We start from the raw sequence: 18052 nt of genomic DNA, 5'->3' as shown, positions 1-18052 counted from the left end.
GGCCGATTCGTGAAGTCGTTTACGGAGTGCTTCGCGTCTTTCGGCGCGAAGCTTCCGAATCCGCAATGGGCTGTCTCGGCCCTAGCCGAGGACGACGCGTTGGTGATCAGTTGCTGGAGCCTGTATTTCGACAGGCCCGACGCGAGCACGCTGCGCTACCGCGATCGCCTGTCGCGCTGGCTCGGTAATGAATCGGGCAACCGTTTGCTCAAAGAGCATCTTGCTCAAGCGGTTGCGTCGTCTTTACCGGTGCGCCTGGTCGTTGCGACCCCTCTGTCCCGCGAAGGGATCGATGCCGGTCGCGATGCCAGTGCGGTGCGCAAGAAATTCCACACCAAGCCCGAAGTAACAGGGCGTGTCGTCGATTTCGACGGCGATTCTTTTGTGATCGATTTTCAGCGTATCTCCGAATGAAACTCCATATCCTCGGCATCGCCGGCACCTTCATGGGCGGCGTCGCCGCGCTCGCGCGCGAACTCGGACACGACGTGGAAGGCAGCGACCAGGCGGTGTATCCGCCGATGTCGACCCAGCTCGAACGCCTCGGCATCGCCCTGCGCCAGGGCTACACGCCCGACAACATCTCCGCCGACTGCGACGAGATCGTGGTCGGCAACGCGCTCTCGCGCGGCAATCCGGCGGTCGAGCAGGTGCTCGACGACGGCCGCCGCTACACCTCCGGCGCGCAGTGGCTCAGCGAACGCGTGCTGCCGGGCCGCGACACCCTGGCGGTCGCCGGCACCCACGGCAAGACCACCACCACCACCATCCTGACCTGGCTGCTGGAAGCCGCCGGCCGCGCGCCGGGCTTTTTGATCGGCGGCGTGGCCGAGGACTTCGGCGCCTCCGCGCGCATCGGCGCCGGCCGCGAGTTCGTGGTCGAGGCCGACGAGTACGACACCGCGTTCTTCGACAAGCGCAGCAAGTTCGTCCACTACCGGCCGTTGGTGGCGATCCTCAACAACCTGGAATACGACCACGCCGACATCTTCCCCGACGTCGCCGCGATCCAGCGCCAGTTCCACCACCTGGTGCGCACCGTGCCGCGGCGCGGCCGGTTGATCGTCAACGGCGAAGACGCGCGCCTGGCGGAGGTATTGGCGATGGGCTGCTGGACGCCGGTGGAGCGTTTCGGCCTCGACGGCGGCGACTACGAATGGAGCGCGCGCCTGATCGAAGCCGACGGCAGCGCGTTCGCGCTGCTGCATTGCGGCGCGGAGATCGGCGAAGTGCGCTGGCCCTTGCTCGGCCGGCACAACGTGATGAATGCGCTGGCGGCGCTGGCCGCGGCGCACGCGGTCGGCTTGGACGTCGCCGCGGTGCTGCCGGCGCTGGCGAACTTCCGCAGCGTCAAGCGCCGCCTGGAAGTGATCGGCGAGGCGGCCGGCGTCACCGTCTACGACGACTTCGCCCATCACCCGACCGCGATCGAGACCACGCTGGCCGGCCTTCGCGCGCGCGTCGGCGCGGCGCGGATCGTGGTGGCGATGGAACCGCGCAGCAACTCCATGCGTCTGGGCGCGCACGCCGACGCCCTGGCGCCGTCGCTGCGCGAGGCCGATACGGTGGTGTTCCTGCACCGCCCGGAACTGGCCTGGGATGCCGGCAAGGTCGTCGCCGGCCTGCGCGGCGAAGGCGTGGCGGTGGCCGACGCCGACGCGCTGATCGCGGCCTTGCGCGAACGCGCGCGCGCGGGCGACCACGTCGTGTTCATGTCCAACGGCGGCTTCGACGGCGCCCCGCGGCGGTTCTTCGCGGCGCTGCAGGGCGGTTGAGGGGCGTCCGCGGGGTACGTTCGGGCGGCGGCGGGACAGGCTGCGGCTACGCGCCGCGGCGGGACGTTCGCTGCGACCGCGACAAGCCAACTGCGGCGAATCCTACCTGCCGTCATTCCGGCGAAAGCCGGAATCCATGTTGCCTTGCCGTTGCCGTTGCTTGTGCTCGCCCCCGAGCGCGATGCAGTCGTCTTGCAGCCCCGGAGGGCGTGCGCATGGATGCGCACGCGCGCCATGGGGCAGGATGCCCCTTATGGCGCGGCCCCGCGCCCCTTTCGAGCCCTAGTGGCTCTTGATCCGAAAAAGATAAGGCCCTTTCTTTGGTTACTTTCTTTGTGGCTTCAGACAAAGAAAGTGACCCGGCCGCTTGCGGACGGAAGCTCTGGATCTTCGCTTGTCTTCACCCGAACGAACGTGCAAACGCAGACCCCACCGCGGCACGCCCCCTGTAGGAGCGGCGCAAGCCGCGACCGCGCCATCGCACCTGCAGCGAAAGTTACGGCGTGCGTTGCCGCGGTCGCGGCTTGCGCCGCTCCTACAGTCGGATACGCATCCTCACAACCGTCATTCCGGCGAAAGCCGGAATCCATGTTGACGTTGCTGCTGTTTTCGCCGTAGCGATGTGTCGCGTGACGACAAGCCACCATCAAAAGCTTTCGTCCGCAAGCGGCCGAGCTACTTTCTTTTGTCAGCGCGACAAAAGAAAGTAGCCAAAGAAAAACGCTTGTTTAAGGTCAAAAGCCACTAGGTCCAGCACCGGACGCGGGGCTGCGCCATAAGGGACATCCTGTCCCATGGCGCACGCGCGCATCCATGCGCGCGCCCTCCGGGTCCGCCGGGCAGGGGCCTCGCGTGGGGTTGCGTCAAAGCGAAACGGCAACGGCAGTATCAACGGCAACGGCAACGGCAACGGCAACGGCAACGGCAGTAAGGTCGAAATGGGATTCCGGCTGGTGCCGGATCGGCGTTGGGATCGCAAGGCCCAGGCGAATCGGAATTCGGTCACGCCCTCCGCCCCGCAACCGCCCGACCCGGTTAGATGCTCCAACCTGCGCCGGTTACACTGCCGCCATGCCCACCTCCGACGCCGATTCGCTGGGCCTGTTCCCACTGCACACCGTGCTGCTCCCCGGCGCGAGCCTGGGCTTGCGCGTGTTCGAACGCCGCTATCTCGACCTGGTGCGCGAATGCGGCCGGCTCGGCCGCGGGTTCGGCGTCTGTCTGATCATGCAGGGCGAGGAGGTCGGCGAGCCGGCGTCGGCGGCCGCGTACGGTACCGAGGCGCTGATCGAGGATTTCGGCACCGGCGAGGACGGACTGCTGACCCTGCGCGTGCGCGGCGCCCGCCGCTTCCGCGCCGAGCGCGCGCGGGTGCGCGACAACGGCTTGCAGGTGGCGCACGTGCGCTGGTGCGAGCCCGACGGCGAGGAGGTGGTGCGGCCGCAGCACTCGCTGCTGGTGACCTTGCTTGAGCGTCTGCTCGAACAGGCCGGCGGCGAGCACGCGCTGGCGCCGCATTCGCGCCTGGACGACGCGGCCTGGGTCGGCTGGCGCCTGGCCGAACTGCTGCCGCTGGCGTTGCAGCAGCGGCAGATGCTGCTGCAACTGGACGATCCGCACGAACGCCTGGAACGGCTGCTGACCTTGTTGCCCTGAGCGGCGCGCCTGACGCCGCTTACTGCGCGGCTTGCGGCCCGGAATACTGCGAACGCAGCCGCAGCACTTCCACGCCGTTCTTCGGGTGCGCCTGCTGGACGGTGACGAAACCGACCAGCGCGCGCCGCACCTGAGCGTGCGCGGCGCCGTCGTCGGGCTGCGGCAGCCACAGCGCCGCCGCGCCGAACGGCTTGTTGAGCTTCAGCGTCTGGGTGGTGCCGATCCACAGCGGGGTGCCGTCCGACAGCACCGCCGGGGCCGGCCACAGCCGCAGCGCGTACTGCACGTCCGGGGTCGGGCCGTCGCGCAGCATCAGCAGCGATTCGGCCTGCGCGTCCAGCGTTGCCGGCAGCACCACCTGGTCGCGCGGCGGGGTGTCGTCGTCGAGCAGGGCGATGGTGGCGAGCCAGCCGGCCTGCGGTTGCACCCGCCAGCCGGCCGCTTCCAGGGTCGCACGCAGCGGCGGCAGGGGACCTGCGACCTGCAGGTCCAGCGGCCAGCGCCGGCGCGCGTCGCGCTCGTTGCGCTGCGCCGGCAGCGTGGCCCAGTCGCCGCGCCACCAGCGCTGGGCGTCCAGGGTCGCGGTCGGCGTGGCCGAGGCGAACTTGGCCAGCAGCGGGTCGGCCGCGCGCGGCGCATGCCACAGCGCCGCGATCGCGAACACGGTGTAGAACAGCCACGCCAGCGGCCGCATCCAGAACGAGCGGGCGACGTGGCGGCGATAGGCGATGCCCAGCGCCAGCAGCCAGAAGATGCCGAACAAGGTGCCGCCGATGAGATCGCTGGGCCAGTGCGCGCCCAGGTACAGGCGGGCGAAGCCGACCAAGGTGGTGACGACGCCGGCCAACAGGTAGGGCCACACCCGCTGCCGCCCCGGCAGCTCACGCGCGATCAGCACGGCGAAGAAGCCGAACACGATCGTGGTCATGGTCACCGCCACCGACGGGAAGCCGAAGCCGGCCGGCGCGGTCGGCGGGCGCGGCATGTCGATCGCCCATTCCAGCAGCGACGTCAGCGCCAGCCCGAACACGATCGCCGCGACCCAGTGCGCCGCGGCCATCCAGCGCCGCCGCCAGGCCAGGTAGGCCAGCACCGCGATCGAGGCCGGCGCCAGCACCATCGGGTCGCCCAGGCAGGCCAGCGCCGCCATCAGCCGGTCGGCCAGCGGATTGCGCAGGGTCCACATGAACTCGTGCACGGTGTGGTCGATCTGCAGCGGCCCGCCGCTGGCCAGCAGCGTCGCCAGCAGGGTGAACCAGATCCAGCTGATCGCCAGCAGGCAGACCGCCAGCATCACCAGCGAGGCCGATTCGGGCCGGTTGGGGTCGATCAGCGCCGCGGCGTAGCGGCCCAGGCGCGGATGCGCGCGGGTCCAGCGCAGCGCGCGCGCGAGCATCTGGTCGGCGTGGTTGGCGAACCAGCGCCAGGTGTAGAGCACGCCGGCCCAGACCGCCGCCACCGCGATCAGCAGCGCGCCCAGCACCACCGCGAGGCGGTCGGCGACCGCGGCCACCGCGTCGTAGGACGCGCCCAGCACCCAGCCCGGGGCCAGGAACAGCGCCGACCAGGTCACGCAGGCGAACAGGCTCGGCAGCGCATAGCGGCGCATCGGCATGCGCAGCATGCCGGCGATGGCCGGTACGAACGGCCGCACCGCGCCGACGAAGCGCGCGATCACGATGCTCTTGCTGCCGTGGCGGTGGAACAGGTTTTCGCCGCGGTCGATCCATTGCGGATACTTCGAGAACGGCCAGCGCTGGCGCAGTTGCGGGCCCCAGCGATAGCCGACCCAATAGCTCAGCGCGTCGCCGGCGAAGGCGCCCAGGGTCGCGCAGACCAGCGCATAGGGACCGTTGATGTGGCCCAGCCCGACCAGGGTGCCGACCGCGAACAGCAGGGGCAGCGCGGGAACGGCGATGCCGAGGATGATCAACGCGTCGCAGAACGCGATCAGGAAGATCACGACGCCCGCGGCGATGGGATGGGCCGCGATCCATGCGGTCGCGCTTTCGAGCCAGGCTGAATCCATCGGTCGATTATAGGCAGGGCGGGCTGTGGCGAGGATGAAGCGGCAACGTGACCGCAGGCACTTGGCGTGACCGCGGGTAACGGCCTGTAACCCCGTCGGCGGCCCGTCCGCGGGCCTTGCGGAACCGGGCCGCGCCGGCCCGAAGTACACTGCGTCGCATGTCGGACGTGATCGAAGTGACCGCGCTGAAGGCCGATAGTTTCGGCCGCATCGCCCTGATGCGCGACGGCCGCGGCCTGTTCGTGCGCCGCGACCTGGGCCACGTGCCGTGGTGGCTGCGGCTGCCGGCGTGGTGGCTGGCGCGGCGCGAGGCGCGCGCGCTGGAGCGGATCGACGGCCTGGAGGCGACCCCGCGCTTGCTGGGCTGGGACGGCCGCAAGCTCGATCGCAGTTACATGGAGGGCGCGGCCATGTACCAGCGCCCGCCGCGCGGCGACCTGGCCTATTTCCGCCGCGCCCGGCGCCTGCTGCAGCGCCTGCACCGGCGCGGGCTGGCCCACAACGATCTGGCCAAGGAGGCCAACTGGCTGGTGCTGGCCGACGGCGCCCCGGCGATCATCGATTTCCAGCTGGCCGTGCGCGGCGACCCGCGCTCGCGCTGGATGCGCCTGCTCGCGCGCGAGGACCTGCGTCACCTGCTCAAGCACAAGCGCACGTACTGCCCGCAACACCTGACGCCGGTCGAGCGGCGCGTGCTCAAGCGCCATTCCTGGGTGCGCGAGCTGTGGTTCGTCACCGGCAAGCCGGTGTACCGCTTCGTGACCCGGCGCATCCTGCATTGGGAAGACAACGAAGGGCAGGGCCCCAAGCCCTGAGCGCGCGGCGCGGACGCCGGCCGCGCAGAATTCGCGACGGGCGCGCTTCGAACGATGGCGCTTCAGACGATAGCGATTCAAACGATAGCGATTCAAACACCATCGTTTGAAACGTACGGTCCGGGTGGCGCGGCCCGTGTTGCGAATCCGCGGCCAACCGCGTGCAGGCGAGCGCGATGCGGCGCCGATAACGGCGGCGCCCGCGGCTTGGTATTAGGATGAGGGCGACGCCCGCGCCGAACGCATTCCGTTCGATTCCATCTCCTTCGATCCCAACTCTTCCGATCTCAGGCCGCCCATGTCCACACTCCAAGGCAAAACCCTCTTCATCACCGGCGCCTCGCGCGGCATCGGCCGCGAGATCGCGCTGCGCGCCGCGCGCGACGGCGCCAACATCGCCATCGCGGCCAAGTCGGCGGTGGCCAATCCCAAGCTGCCGGGCACCATCCACAGTGTCGCCGCCGAGGTCGAGGCCGCCGGCGGCCGCGCGCTCGCGCTGAAGTGCGACATCCGCGAGGAAGACGAGGTCAACGCGGCGGTGGCCGCCACCGTCGATGCGTTCGGCGGGCTCGACATCCTGGTCAACAACGCCAGCGCGATCTGGCTGCGCGGCGCGCTGGACACGCCGATGAAGCGCTTCGACCTGATGCAGCAGGTCAACGCGCGCGGCAGCTTCCTGTGCGCGCAGGCCTGCCTACCGTACCTGCGCCAGGCCGCCAACCCGCACATCCTGACCCTGGCGCCGCCGCCGAGCCTGGACCCGAAGTGGTGGGCGCCGCACACCGGCTACACCCTGGCGAAGATGGGCATGAGCTTCGTGACCCTGGGCCTGGCCGGCGAGTTCGGTCCAACCGGAGTAGCGATCAACGCCCTCTGGCCGAAGACCATCATCGCCACCGACGCTCTGAACATGATCCCCGGCGTCCCCCTCGACCGCTGCCGCAAACCGCAAATCGTCGCCGACGCGGTCCGCGAAGTGCTGGTGCGCCCGGCCCAGGACTTCTACGGCCGCTTCCTCATCGACGAAGACGTATTGAAGGAAGCCGGCGTCAGCGACTTCGCGCAATACGCGGTCGAGCCCGGCAAGCCGCTGCTGCCGGACTTGTTCCTCTGAACTGCCGGCGCCGACAAACCGGCGAATAAACCCGCGACCGACAAAAAGCCCCGCGAATGCGGGGCTTTTCGCCGATGCCGAAGCGTTTCGCCGATGCCGCTTCGCTTACGGCGAAGGCTCGGGCAACGCCGCCAGGTTCACGTTCGGCCGCTGGTGCGAACGCTGGCGGACGATGGTCGTCCCGGGCGTTTCCGCGCGGCTGAAAAAGCCGGTATTGCGCAGATAGAACGCCGGCGCGACTGCGCCGCCGGTGATGTCCAGGCGCTGGCGGTTGCTGGCGGTGGCATCGACGGTGAAGCGCGCGGAGGTGATCTCGGTCCAGGCGCCGGTGTTGCTGACCGCCCACTGGTTGCCGTACCACGCCCTGCGGTCCAGATAGCCCAGGTCGGGGTTGAAGCACTCGATGAAGGAATACACGCCCTTCTGATAGGTGGAGGCGCCGTCGTACTTCCAGGTGGCGATGAACTTCCACGGACAGTCGCGGCGGCCGTTCGCGCAGGGCAGGCCGAACCACGCCGAATACAGGGTGCTGCCGTGTCCGTCCGGATGCGCGCGGGTGATGAAACGATAGGTCTGGCCGGGCTTCCAGTCGTAGCGCAGGAAGCTCTGGCCGCCGGTGCCCTCGCCGCCGAAGTCCTGCGCGATCACGTCCGCGCCCTTCTTCAGCAAGGTGGTCTTGCCGGTCGGCGAATCCCACACCGAGAACAACACCCGCCGTTCGCTGGCCGAATTGACCTGGATGCCGGAATAGCCGCCGTTGAAGCCGTTGGCCATGAAGTACGAACCGATGTGGTCGTGGCCCTTGGGCACGGTGACTTCGCTGTAGAAATACTCGGTGTCGGCCGGCACCGAGAAGCCCAGGTGACCCGACGGCCCGCGCCGCGACCAGTAGAAATTGGCGGGATCGTTTGCGAACACCAGGCCCGCGGACGCGGCGTTGCCGCCGACTTCCAATCCGCTGATGTCGCCGTAGTAATCGCCGTCGCTGCGCACGCCGCGCAGGTCGACCTTGACATAGCCGGGGCGCGACACGCGGAAGCGGCCGACCGGGAACGCGGTCGCGCCGCTGGACAGCAGCGCGAGCCGGCGCTGGCCCTCGACGCTGACCTCGACCGTGCTGCGGGTGGCGCCGTTCAAGGCGCCGACCAGGCCCAGGTCGAGTTGGCCGGGCTGTTTGACGTAGAAGTACACGCTGGCGACGGCCCGGTTCGAGCTCCAGTTGTGCAGGCCGGTGTCGTCCACCAGTTCCTCCCGGGCCGGGGCGGGACGGGTGATGAAGGCGTTGCCGCCCAACGGCACCACCGTCTTGGTTTGCGCGAGCGCGGCGCCGGACAGCAACGCGAGGGACAGCAGGAGCCATGAAGCGGGATGTCGCATGGTCGTTCTCCGGGTGCGGGAGTGATCGCCGCGGGGCGGCGTTGCGCGGATCGCCTGGAACCTTGTCGCCGCATCGACGGCGCGAGCGCGGCGAAGACGGCGGCGGCGATTACTCCGCCGCTTTCTCGGCAGCGTCAATGCGCTCGCGGGCGTGTAAATCCGCGCGCCAATGCCGGCGCGGATTAGCGCCGCAAACAAACGCGGGGTGAAAGTTTCCGGGCGCGTCGGCAACAGGGAAAAAGGCCGGAAACGCGCGGTGCGGCGCGTGCGGTGCCGCGGCAAAGCGAAAGCTGCGAGGCGCGCGGGCTTTCGTTGCGGCGAACGGCGGCGCGGTTTTCGGCGGCGCGTTCGCGATGCGGCGCGTTAAAGCGAAAGCCGAAATGGATTCCGACTTTCGCTGGAATGACGCTCGCCGGCGTGGCGTCCGTCGAGGCGGTGGCGCGGCACTTCTCAGGTGTTTTGCGAAGCGATGCACGCGGACGCGTCCGGCCTTCATGTCGGCCGCCGCCGCCGCGCGCACGGCCGGCGCCTGTCGAGCCGCCGGCCGCCGCGCTTCATCGCGTTACGGCTTCGGCCGCTTCAACGCATCCGACAGCGAATACAGCAGGTCCACGTAGAACCGTTCCACCTGTTCCAGGCTGGCGACCTTCGAGCCCGCGGCCGGCTCCACCACCATGTATTCGTTCGGCGCGTGCGCGCCGCTGCCGTGGCCGAGGCCGCCGGAAATCATCGGCAGGCCCAGGGTCTGGGTGAACACGTAGTACGGCGCGCTGCCGCCGATGCGCGGCGCCACCGGCGGGGTCTGGCCGTACTTGCGGTAGACGCTCAGCGCGGCCTGGGTCAGCGGCGCGGTCACCGAGGTCTGCGCCGGCGGGTAGCCCGACAGCTTGCGGATCTCGACATCCTGGAAACCCTTGTCGTCGAGCCGCTTGCGGATCAGCGCCAGCGCCTGGTCCGGAGTCTGGTCGGGCACCAGCCGTGAATCGACCTTGGCCACCGCGCGGTGCGGCAGGATGGTCTTGACCCCTTCGCCGGTGTAGCCGGCGACCAGGCCGTCGATGTTGAGCGTGGTGTCGAATAGTTCCGCCGCGGTCGCGTCGCGGTAGTCGCGGCCGTTCTTCCAGCGCGCCGCGCCCAGCGATTCGAGCTGCTTGGCGGCATCGGCCTCGCGTCCGCGCACGATGCCGTTGAACAACTGCTGTTCCTCGCGATTGGGCGCGCGGATCGCATCGCGGTAGCCGGGCACGGCGATCTCGCCGTCGGGCCCGGTCAGCGTCGCCAGCGCCTGCACCAGCCGCCAGCTCGGCGAGTCGAGCTTGGCCGCGAGCGAGCCGTGCACTTCCGCGCGCTGCGGGCCGCCGCTGCTGGCGTTGCCCTTGGCTTCCAGTTCCATGTAGACGATGCCCTTGACCCCGAGGAACATCGAGGCCTCGCCGTCGCGGCCCTGGGTGTTCATCGGGAAGAACACGCCGTCGGCCTTGCGCAGGGTGTCGGCGTACTTGGCTACCACTTCAGGATAGTGCGGCGAGCCCAGTTCCTCCTCGCCTTCGGCCAGCACGATCAGGTTCACCGGCGGCTTGCCGCGGGTCTTGATCACCGCCTCCAGCGCGTTGAGGAAGGCGCGTTGCGGGCCTTTCTGGTTGGTCGCGCCGCGCGCCATCAGCACCTTGCCCAGGCCGGGCTCGTCGACCAGCGAACCGGCGAAGGCATCGACCTTCCAGCCGGTCGGCTCGATCGGCTGCACGTCGTACATCATGTAAACCACCAGCGTGTGCTCGGCGCCGGCGTCGAGATAACCGTACACGCCGGGATGGCCCGAGGTCGGCACCAGCGCGGTGTCGCGAAAGCCCAACTGCTGCAGATCCGCGCGCAGCAACTCGGCCATCTGCGCGATGCCCTTGTTCTGCGCGCTGATCGAAGGCTGGCGCACCCAGCGCTGCAACTGGGCGAGGTTGCGCTCGCGCTGCTTGCCCAGGTAGGCGTAGACGTCGGCGTAATCGCCGGCGAACGGCGCGACCGAGGCCGCGTCGAACGCGGCGGTCTCGGCGATGGCGATCTTCGGCGGCGCGGCCCGGGCGGGCAGGGCGCACAGCAGCGCGGCGGACAACACGCTCGTGTACAGCAGGCTCGTGCACAGCATGCTCGTGGACAGCAGGCTCGCGGACAGCGGTGTGGCGGACGACGGCACAGCGGTACGGCGACGGCGCATGGCGTTTCCCCTCGGCGTGGACGGTGTCGGCCCGGGCCGCCGCGCGCGGCTAGCCCATGGGCGTGGGCAGATGATGCCCGCAATTGCGGCAGAACAGCGCTTCCGGGTCGTGCCCTTCCAGACCGCATTGCGGGCAACCGCGGCGGTCGAGGTGGCCGCGCTCGTGGCTGGCTTCGCGCAGGCTGCTGGCCAGTTCGGCGGTGTAGATGCCGGTCGGGACCGCGATCACGCTGTAGCCGATCAGGATCAGCACCGAGGCGATGAAGCGACCCAGCGGCGTGCCCGGCGCGATGTCGCCGAAGCCGACCGTGGCCATGGTCACGATCGCCCAGTACATGCCGGTGGGAATGCTGGTGAAGCCGTGTTCCGGCCCTTCGACCACGTACATCAGTGCGCCGAAGATCACCACCACGGTCAGCACCGCGCTGATGAACACGAAGATCTTGCGCCGGCTGCGCCACAGCGCGCCGACCAACATGCCGCCTTCCTCGACGTACTGGGTCAGCTTGAGGATGCGGAACAGCCGCAGCATGCGCAGCACCCGCACCACCAGCAGGCTCTGGCTGCCCGGGATCAGCAGCGACAGGTAGGTCGGCAGGATCGACAGCAGGTCGATCAGGCCCCAACTGCTCAGCGCGTAGCGCCACGGCCGGCGCACCACCGCCAGGCGCAGGCCGTATTCGATGGTGAACAGCACGGTGAAGATCCACTCCAGCCCGTACAGCCACGACGACCAGCGCGCGTGGAAGCGCGGCACGCTGTCGCCCATGATCACCAGCACGCTGGCCAGGATCAGCGCGATCAGCAGCAGGTCGAAATTGCGCGACGGCGGGGTGTCGTGGCGGTGGATGATGTCGAACCAGCGCCGCCGCCAGCCCGATTCGGCGGCCGGATTGAGTTGCGGGTCCAGCAGAAGTCGCATGCCTGTCCTCTCCTCGCAGGCCGGCCATTGTGCCCGCTGCCGCGCAGCGCGGCGTGATGCCGCCGGCGGGCCTGCACCTGCCGTGGCGACCTGCGACAATGGCGGTTCTCTTCCCCTCCGCATGCCCCGCCGCCCATGGACACCGCCTCGCTGTACGCCCTTTCCGAGCGTTACTACCTGCCCGTCTACCGCCCGCGCCGGATCGTGCTCGACCACGGCAAAGGCTCGCGGGTGTGGGACCTGGACGGCCGCGAATACGTCGATTTCGGCGCCGGCATCGCGGTCAACGCGCTCGGCCACGCCCATCCGGCGTTGGTCGCGGCGCTGACCGAGCAGGCCGGCAAGCTGTGGCACACCAGCAACGTGTTCGTCAGCGAGCCGCCGCTGCGGCTGGCCGAGCAACTGGTGTCGGCGTCGGGCTTCGCCGAGCGGGTGTTCCTGTGCAATTCCGGCGCCGAGGCCAACGAGGCGGCGATCAAGCTCGCGCGCAAGTGGGCCACCGGCGAGGGCCGCGAACCCGAGCGCCGCGTCGTTCTGAGCTTCCGCGGCAGCTTCCACGGCCGCACCCTGGCCGCGGTCACCGCCACCGCCCAGCCCAAGTACCACGAAGGCTTCGAGCCGCTGCCGCCGGGCTTCCGCTACAGCGAGTTCAACGATCTGGCCGCGGCCGAGGCGGCGATGGCCGACGGCGCGGTGTGCGCGGTGCTGGTCGAGCCGGTGCAGGGCGAGGGCGGGGTGACCCCGGCCAGCGACGCCTTCCTGCGCGGCCTGCGCGAGTTGTGCGACCGCCACGGCGCGCTGCTGATCCTCGATGAAATCCAGTGCGGCATGGGCCGCACCGGCGAGTTGTTCGCCTGCCACGCCTACCAGGTGAGGCCCGACGTGGTCACCTTGGCCAAGGCGCTCGGCAGCGGCTTCCCGATCGGCGCGATGCTGGTCGGCCCCAAGCCGGCGCAGTCGATGCAGTTCGGCGCCCACGGCACCACCTTCGGCGGCAACCCGCTGGCGGCGGCGGTGGCCGGCGCGGCGCTGCGCGAGCTGCGTTCGCCCGAGCTGATGGCCAATGTCGCGCGCCAGGCGCAGGCGATCCGCGCCGGCGTCGCCGCGCTCGACGCCGAGCTGGGCCTGTTTTCCGAAGTGCGCGGGCGCGGCCTGATGATCGGCGCGCAACTGCGCGACGAGCACGCCGGCAAGGCCGGCGAGATCCTCGACCGCTGCGTCGAGCAGGGCCTGCTGCTGCTGCAGGCGGGCCCCGATGTGCTGCGCTTCGTGCCGGCGCTGAACATCGGCGATGCCGACATCGCCGACGGCCTGCAGCGCCTGCGCGCGGCGCTGCTGCAGTTCCTCGGCCGCTGACTGGCGCGGCGCGGTGGCGACGTCCTGCGTCTTCTGCGAACTGCTCGCCGGGCGCGCCCCGGCGAGCTTCGTCCATCGCGACGAGCATCTGGCCGCGTTCGTCGATTTGCGCCAAGCCGTTCCAGGCCACGTGCTGATCGTGCCGAACCGGCACGTGGAAACCCTGTACGAACTCGACGAAGCCACCGCCGGCCGGATGATGGCGCTGGCGGTGCGGATGGCGCGCGCGCTCGCCGCCGAATTCGGGCCGCCGGGCCTCAATCTGTGGCAATCCAACGGCGAGGCCGGCGGCCAGGAAGTCCCGCACGTGCATTTGCATGTGCAGCCGCGCCGAGTCGGCGACGGGCTGCTGCGCGTGTACCCCAAGGGCATCCCGGCGCCCGGCCCGCGCCCAGTTCTCGACGAGCTCGCCGCGCGTCTCGCCGCGCGTCTGCCCGAAGCCTCCCTGTAGGAGCGGCGCAAGCCGCGACCGCGCCAACGCAACCACGACGAACGCCGCGCGCAGCCGGTACGCCTGCCACGCGCGTTCGGACGTACGCCGTGAACGGATACTCCGCGGTCGCGGCTCGTGCCGCTCCTGCAGGGTGCTGCGGCCACGGCATCGCGCCCGAAACCCGTAGAAATCCCGCTCTTTACCCCCGGGCACGAATCAAACGATAATAATTCTCGTTTGCCGTAGCCTTCCGGAGCCTCCCCCTCATGTCCCGCCGCCGCCCCTCCCTGGCGCCCCTGACCCTGGCCATCGCCTTTTCCCTGAGCCTGCCGGCCGCCGCCGCGGACGAAGCCGACGCCGCCGCGGCCGAGGCCGCACGCGACAAGGCCACCACCCTCGACCACGTCGTCGTGCAGAGCGCCGGCGACGGCTACAAGGCCGCCACCGCCGCCACCGCGACCAAGACCGAAACGCCGATCGGCGAGACCCCGCAGTCGATCACCGTGATCACCCGCGAGCGCATGACCGACCAGGGCGCGACCAACGTGCAGGACGCGCTCAACTACGCCGCCGGCGTGCGCTCGGAAGCCTACGGCCTGGATTCGCGCGGCGACTGGACCCTGATCCGCGGCAGCTCGCCCGACGAATACCTCGACGGCCTGCGCAGCTCGTTCAACTACTACACCAGCTCGGCACGCACCGATCCCTACATGCTCGAGCGCATCGAAGTGCTGCGCGGCCCGGCCTCGATGCTGTTCGGGCAGGGCAGCACCGCCGGCGTCGTCAACCTGGTCAGCAAGCGCCCGCAGGCGCAGGCCCGGCGCGAAGTCGGCGTGCAGCTCGGCAGCTTCGAGCGCCGCCAGGCCAACGCCGACTTCACCGGCGCGCTGACCGACGACGGCACCTGGATGTACCGCCTGATCGGCGTGTACCGCGACAGCGAGACCCAGGTCGACCAGGTCGACGACAACCGCCGCCTGTTCGCCCCCTCGCTGACCTGGAAGCCGAGCGAGAACACCTCGCTGACCCTGCAACTGCGCTGGCAACAAGACCGCACCGGCTCGACCTCGCAGTTCTTCGGCTGGAGCGGCTTGCAGGCGCCGAACCCGAACGGGCGCGTCCCGGCCAGCCGCTACATCGGCAATCCCGGCGATCACTACGACACCGACCGCACCACCGCCGGCTGGCTGTTCGAGCACCGCTTCAACGAAAACTGGGTCGTGCGCCAGTCGTTCCGCGCCGCGCGCAACAAGGTCGACTACGTCAGCGCCTACGGCAATCCGTACGCGAACCCCACCGATCCCTTCATCGATCCGCAGCAGCGCCTGCTGCCGCGCGAAGGCTGGTTCGCCAAGACCAACGTGCGCATGCAGAACATCGACCAGCACGTCGAGGGCCTGTTCAAGACCGGAGCGATCGAGCATCAGATGGTGGCCGGGCTGGACGCGGTGCGCTTCAAGCAGGACGAAGCGCAGATGTTCGACACGGTGCCGCCGATCGACATCTTCAACCCGGTCTACGTACCGTACACGCGGCCGCCGATGCCCACGCCGGTCAAGACCAGCCAGCGCCAGGTCGGTGCATACCTGCAGGACCAGATGAAGCTCGGCGAGCACTGGATCGTGGTCGCGGGCCTGCGCCACGACCGCGTCACCAACGGCCTGGAGGGCGCCGCCGACGAGAAGTCCAGCGCCACCACCAAGCGCCTCGGGGTGATGTTCCACGACTGGGCCGGCTGGTCGCCGTACGTGAGCTACAGCGAATCCTTCACCCCGCTGGCCGGCACCAACGCCCTCACCGGCGCGCGTTACCGGCCGAAGAAGGGCGAGCAGGTCGAAGCCGGCGTCAAGTTCGAGCCCGCCGGGCGCGATCTGAGCTTCACCGCGGCGACCTACGAGCTGCGCGAGGAAAACCGGCTGGTCGCGGACCCGAGCAATCCGAACGTCAACATCCAGGCCGGCAAGACCAAGGTCAGCGGGCTCGAGCTGGAAGTCACCGGCAAGGTGACGTCCTCGTTCGACATCACCGCGCACTACAACTACCTCGACAACGACAAGCAGCTCGAAGCCACCCCGCGCCATCAGGCCGCGGTGTGGGGCAAGCAGCGCTTCAGTCTCGGCGGCCGCGACGGTTTCGCCGCCGGCCTGGGCCTGCGCTACATGAGCGCGTTCGACAGCCCGCCGGCGCCGACCACGCCGGCGGTGACCCTGGCCGACGCGATGGTGTCGTACGAAACCGGCGCGTGGCGCTGGGCGCTCAACGTCAACAACCTGACCGACAAGCGCTATTTCAGCATCTGCATGGGCCGCGGCGACTGCTGGTTCGGCGCGCGCCGCAACGTCGGGCTGAGCGCGACGTTCACGTTCTGAGCGCGCCGGCGACGCCGGCGCGGATACAAAAAGGGCCGGCGATTCGCCGGCCCTTTCGTTTGCGCGCTAACGGCAACGCCGCGTGTTTTACAGCGCCGCGAACGCCGCGCGCGCCGCTTCCAGGGTCTGCGCGATTTCCGCTTCGCCGTGCGCGCTGGACACGAACCCGGCCTCGAACGCCGACGGCGCCAGGTACACGCCGCGCTCGAGCATGGCGTGGAAGAAACGGTTGAATTTGGCCGTGTCCGAGGCCTTGGCGTCGTCGAAGGTTTCCACCGGCCCCTCGCGGAAATACAGGCCGAACATGCCCGGCGCGCGGGTGGTGTGGAAGGCCACGCCGGCCTCGCGCGCGGCCGCTTCCAGCCCGTCGCACAGGGTGTGGGTGCGGCGTTCCAGGTCGGCGTGGAAGCCCGGCGCCTGGATCAGTTCCAGCGTCGCCAGCCCCGCCGCCATGGCCACCGGATTGCCGCTGAGCGTGCCGGCCTGATAGATCGGCCCGGCCGGCGCGACCTGGCTCATCAACTCGCGCCGGCCGCCGTACGCGCCGACCGGCATGCCGCCGCCGATGATCTTGCCGAAGGTGCTCAGGTCCGGCTCGATTCCGTACAGCTGCTGCGCGCCGCCGAGCGCGACGCGGAAACCGGTCATCACTTCGTCGAAGATCAGCAGCGCGCCGTGCTGCGTGCACAGAGCGCGCAGGTGCTGCAGGTAGCCGTCGCGCGGCAGGATGCAGTTGGCGTTGCCGACGATCGGCTCGATGATCAGGCCGGCGATTTCACCGCCGACCTCATCGAACAGTTTCGTCGCGGCGTCGAAGTCGTTGTACGCCAGGGTCAGGGTCAGGTCGGCCAGCGCCGAGGGCACGCCCGGCGAATTCGGCAGGCCCAGGGTCATCACGCCGCTGCCGGCCTTGACCAGGAAGCTGTCGCCGTGGCCGTGGTAGCAGCCTTCGAACTTGACGATGCGGTTGCGGCCGGTGGCGCCGCGCGCGACCCGAATCGCCGACAGCGTGGCCTCGGTGCCGGAGTTGACCATGCGCACCATCGCGCAGCTCGGCACGATCTTGACGATCTCCTCGGCCATCGCCACTTCCAGCGCATTGGGCACGCCGAAGCTCAGCCCGTCGCGCATCGTGCGCTCGACCGCGGCCAGCACCTGCGGGTGGGCGTGGCCGGCGATCATCGGGCCCCACGAGCCGACGTAGTCGACATAGCGGTTGCCGTCGACGTCGATCAGGTACGCGCCTTCGGCGCGCTGGGCGAAGAACGGCTCGCCGCCGACCGATTTGAACGCGCGCACCGGCGAATTGACGCCGCCGGGCAGCAGTTGCGAGGCGCGGGTGAACAGTTCGTGCGAACGGGCGTTATTCATGGATGGGATCTTCGAAGCAGGAAAGGTAGGCGCGCGCGGCGGCGGCCGGATCGGGCGCGTCGAACACGCCGCTGATCACCGCCAGCAGGTCGGCGCCGGCGCGGACGAGACTGCGCGCATTGTCCGGGGTGATGCCGCCGATCGCCACCCGCGGCAGGCCCAGCGCCGCGGCCTGTTGCAGCAGATCCGGCGCGGCGCGGCGCGCGTTGGGCTTGGTCGGCGAGGGGAAGAACGCGCCGAAGGCGACATAGCTGGCGCCCTGCGCGGCGGCGGCGCGGGCCAGGGCGATGTCGTCGTAGCACGATGCGCCGAGGATCGCGTCCGGCCCGAGCGCGGCGCGCGCGGCGGCCAGTTCGCCGTCGTCCTCGCCCAGGTGGGCGCCGTCGGCGCCGATCCGCGCGGCCAGGCGCCAATCGTCGTTGACGATCAGCGGCACGCCGCGTTCGCGGCACAGCGGCAGCAGCGCGAGAGCCTGTGCTTCGCGTAAGTCGGCGTCGGCGAGTTTGTTGCGGTATTGCAACCAGGCGGCGCCGGCGTCGAGCACCGTCGCCGCGCGCGCCAGCAGGCGGGCGGTGTCGGCCTCGTCGGGCGTGATCGCGTACAGGCCGCGCGCTGGCGCCTGGGGC

At 69.8% G+C, this 18052-nt stretch carries 14 protein-coding genes (1 of these 14 only partly in view); 8 read left to right on the top strand and 6 right to left on the bottom strand.

The window, feature by feature from the left end; genetic code table 11:
- Positions 1-9 precede the first annotated feature (9 nt).
- The 3 genes from RDV84_RS02265 (at position 10) to RDV84_RS02255 (ending at position 3431) form a co-directional block, all read left to right on the top strand.
- Positions 10-414, top strand: a complete 405-nt coding sequence (locus RDV84_RS02265) for a hypothetical protein (RefSeq protein WP_309152319.1) — start codon at positions 10-12, stop codon at positions 412-414.
- Positions 411-1775, top strand: coding sequence for a UDP-N-acetylmuramate:L-alanyl-gamma-D-glutamyl-meso-diaminopimelate ligase (gene mpl / locus RDV84_RS02260; protein ID WP_309152318.1), 1365 nt, complete (start codon positions 411-413; stop codon positions 1773-1775). Before RDV84_RS02265 ends, mpl begins: the two co-directional genes overlap by 4 nt.
- A gap of 1071 nt (positions 1776-2846) precedes the next feature.
- The gene (locus RDV84_RS02255; protein ID WP_057946352.1) at positions 2847-3431 is read left to right on the top strand and encodes an LON peptidase substrate-binding domain-containing protein; all 585 of its coding nucleotides are present in this window, start codon (positions 2847-2849) and stop codon (positions 3429-3431) included.
- Between the two features lie 19 nt (positions 3432-3450).
- Here RDV84_RS02255 and RDV84_RS02250 read toward each other — a convergent pair whose 3' ends face one another.
- On the bottom strand, positions 3451-5460 hold the full coding sequence (locus tag RDV84_RS02250) for a bifunctional DedA family/phosphatase PAP2 family protein (RefSeq protein ID WP_250445950.1): 2010 nt from the start codon (positions 5458-5460) through the stop codon (positions 3451-3453).
- A gap of 158 nt (positions 5461-5618) precedes the next feature.
- On the opposite strand from RDV84_RS02250, the gene RDV84_RS02245 reads away from it, so the two are divergent.
- Positions 5619-6275, top strand: coding sequence for a protein kinase family protein (locus tag RDV84_RS02245; protein WP_078999722.1), 657 nt, complete (start codon positions 5619-5621; stop codon positions 6273-6275).
- Between the two features lie 298 nt (positions 6276-6573).
- Positions 6574-7389, top strand: a complete 816-nt coding sequence (locus tag RDV84_RS02240) for an SDR family oxidoreductase (protein ID WP_057946355.1) — start codon at positions 6574-6576, stop codon at positions 7387-7389.
- A 105-nt stretch (positions 7390-7494) separates the two neighbouring features.
- On the opposite strand, the gene RDV84_RS02235 is transcribed toward RDV84_RS02240, so the two are convergent.
- The 3 genes from RDV84_RS02235 to RDV84_RS02225 form a co-directional block, all read right to left on the bottom strand.
- Positions 7495-8766: a DUF3472 domain-containing protein gene (locus RDV84_RS02235; RefSeq protein ID WP_309152317.1), complete on the bottom strand. Its 1272-nt coding sequence runs from the start codon at positions 8764-8766 to the stop codon at positions 7495-7497.
- A gap of 562 nt (positions 8767-9328) precedes the next feature.
- Positions 9329-10975, bottom strand: coding sequence for a M20/M25/M40 family metallo-hydrolase (locus RDV84_RS02230; RefSeq protein ID WP_198944683.1), 1647 nt, complete (start codon positions 10973-10975; stop codon positions 9329-9331).
- 49 nt (positions 10976-11024) lie between these two features.
- On the bottom strand, positions 11025-11897 hold the full coding sequence (locus tag RDV84_RS02225) for an ion transporter (RefSeq protein WP_057946357.1): 873 nt from the start codon (positions 11895-11897) through the stop codon (positions 11025-11027).
- A 135-nt stretch (positions 11898-12032) separates the two neighbouring features.
- Between RDV84_RS02225 and RDV84_RS02220 the strand changes: the two genes are divergently transcribed.
- The 3 genes from RDV84_RS02220 (at position 12033) to RDV84_RS02210 (ending at position 16055) form a co-directional block, all read left to right on the top strand.
- The gene (locus RDV84_RS02220; protein ID WP_309152316.1) at positions 12033-13253 is read left to right on the top strand and encodes an acetylornithine/succinyldiaminopimelate transaminase; all 1221 of its coding nucleotides are present in this window, start codon (positions 12033-12035) and stop codon (positions 13251-13253) included.
- A gap of 13 nt (positions 13254-13266) precedes the next feature.
- Positions 13267-13704 carry an HIT family protein gene (locus RDV84_RS02215; protein ID WP_309152315.1) on the top strand — a complete coding sequence of 146 codons (438 nt, stop codon included), beginning with the start codon at positions 13267-13269 and terminating at the stop codon, positions 13702-13704.
- 248 nt (positions 13705-13952) lie between these two features.
- Positions 13953-16055: a TonB-dependent siderophore receptor gene (locus RDV84_RS02210; protein ID WP_309152314.1), complete on the top strand. Its 2103-nt coding sequence runs from the start codon at positions 13953-13955 to the stop codon at positions 16053-16055.
- Between the two features lie 87 nt (positions 16056-16142).
- On the opposite strand, the gene hemL is transcribed toward RDV84_RS02210, so the two are convergent.
- On the bottom strand, positions 16143-17426 hold the full coding sequence (gene hemL / locus RDV84_RS02205) for a glutamate-1-semialdehyde 2,1-aminomutase (protein ID WP_078999735.1): 1284 nt from the start codon (positions 17424-17426) through the stop codon (positions 16143-16145).
- Positions 17419-18052 carry the 3' portion of a thiamine phosphate synthase gene (gene thiE / locus RDV84_RS02200; protein WP_309152313.1) on the bottom strand. 29 nt of this gene lie beyond the right edge of the window, so only the last 634 of its 663 coding nucleotides appear in the window; its start codon lies beyond the right edge, outside the window; its stop codon occupies positions 17419-17421. The genes hemL and thiE overlap by 8 nt, the downstream gene beginning before the upstream one ends.

The sequence above is a fragment of the Lysobacter yananisis genome (genome assembly GCF_031199375.1).
Lineage (GTDB): Bacteria > Pseudomonadota > Gammaproteobacteria > Xanthomonadales > Xanthomonadaceae > Lysobacter > Lysobacter yananisis.
This window is presented reverse-complemented; position numbering and strand designations above follow the sequence as displayed.

What these genes read in the sequence shown, in the direction of transcription:
- mpl (WP_309152318.1), top strand. Translation starts at nt 411, where the DNA reads ATGAAACTCCATATCCTCGGCATCGCCGGCACCTTCATGGGCGGCGTC.
- RDV84_RS02255 (WP_057946352.1), top strand. Translation starts at nt 2,847, where the DNA reads ATGCCCACCTCCGACGCCGATTCGCTGGGCCTGTTCCCACTGCACACC.
- RDV84_RS02250 (WP_250445950.1), bottom strand. Translation starts at nt 5,460, where the DNA reads ATGGATTCAGCCTGGCTCGAAAGCGCGACCGCATGGATCGCGGCCCAT.
- RDV84_RS02245 (WP_078999722.1), top strand. Translation starts at nt 5,619, where the DNA reads ATGTCGGACGTGATCGAAGTGACCGCGCTGAAGGCCGATAGTTTCGGC.
- RDV84_RS02240 (WP_057946355.1), top strand. Translation starts at nt 6,574, where the DNA reads ATGTCCACACTCCAAGGCAAAACCCTCTTCATCACCGGCGCCTCGCGC.
- RDV84_RS02235 (WP_309152317.1), bottom strand. Translation starts at nt 8,766, where the DNA reads ATGCGACATCCCGCTTCATGGCTCCTGCTGTCCCTCGCGTTGCTGTCC.
- RDV84_RS02230 (WP_198944683.1), bottom strand. Translation starts at nt 10,975, where the DNA reads ATGCGCCGTCGCCGTACCGCTGTGCCGTCGTCCGCCACACCGCTGTCC.
- RDV84_RS02225 (WP_057946357.1), bottom strand. Translation starts at nt 11,897, where the DNA reads ATGCGACTTCTGCTGGACCCGCAACTCAATCCGGCCGCCGAATCGGGC.
- RDV84_RS02220 (WP_309152316.1), top strand. Translation starts at nt 12,033, where the DNA reads ATGGACACCGCCTCGCTGTACGCCCTTTCCGAGCGTTACTACCTGCCC.
- RDV84_RS02210 (WP_309152314.1), top strand. Translation starts at nt 13,953, where the DNA reads ATGTCCCGCCGCCGCCCCTCCCTGGCGCCCCTGACCCTGGCCATCGCC.
- hemL (WP_078999735.1), bottom strand. Translation starts at nt 17,426, where the DNA reads ATGAATAACGCCCGTTCGCACGAACTGTTCACCCGCGCCTCGCAACTG.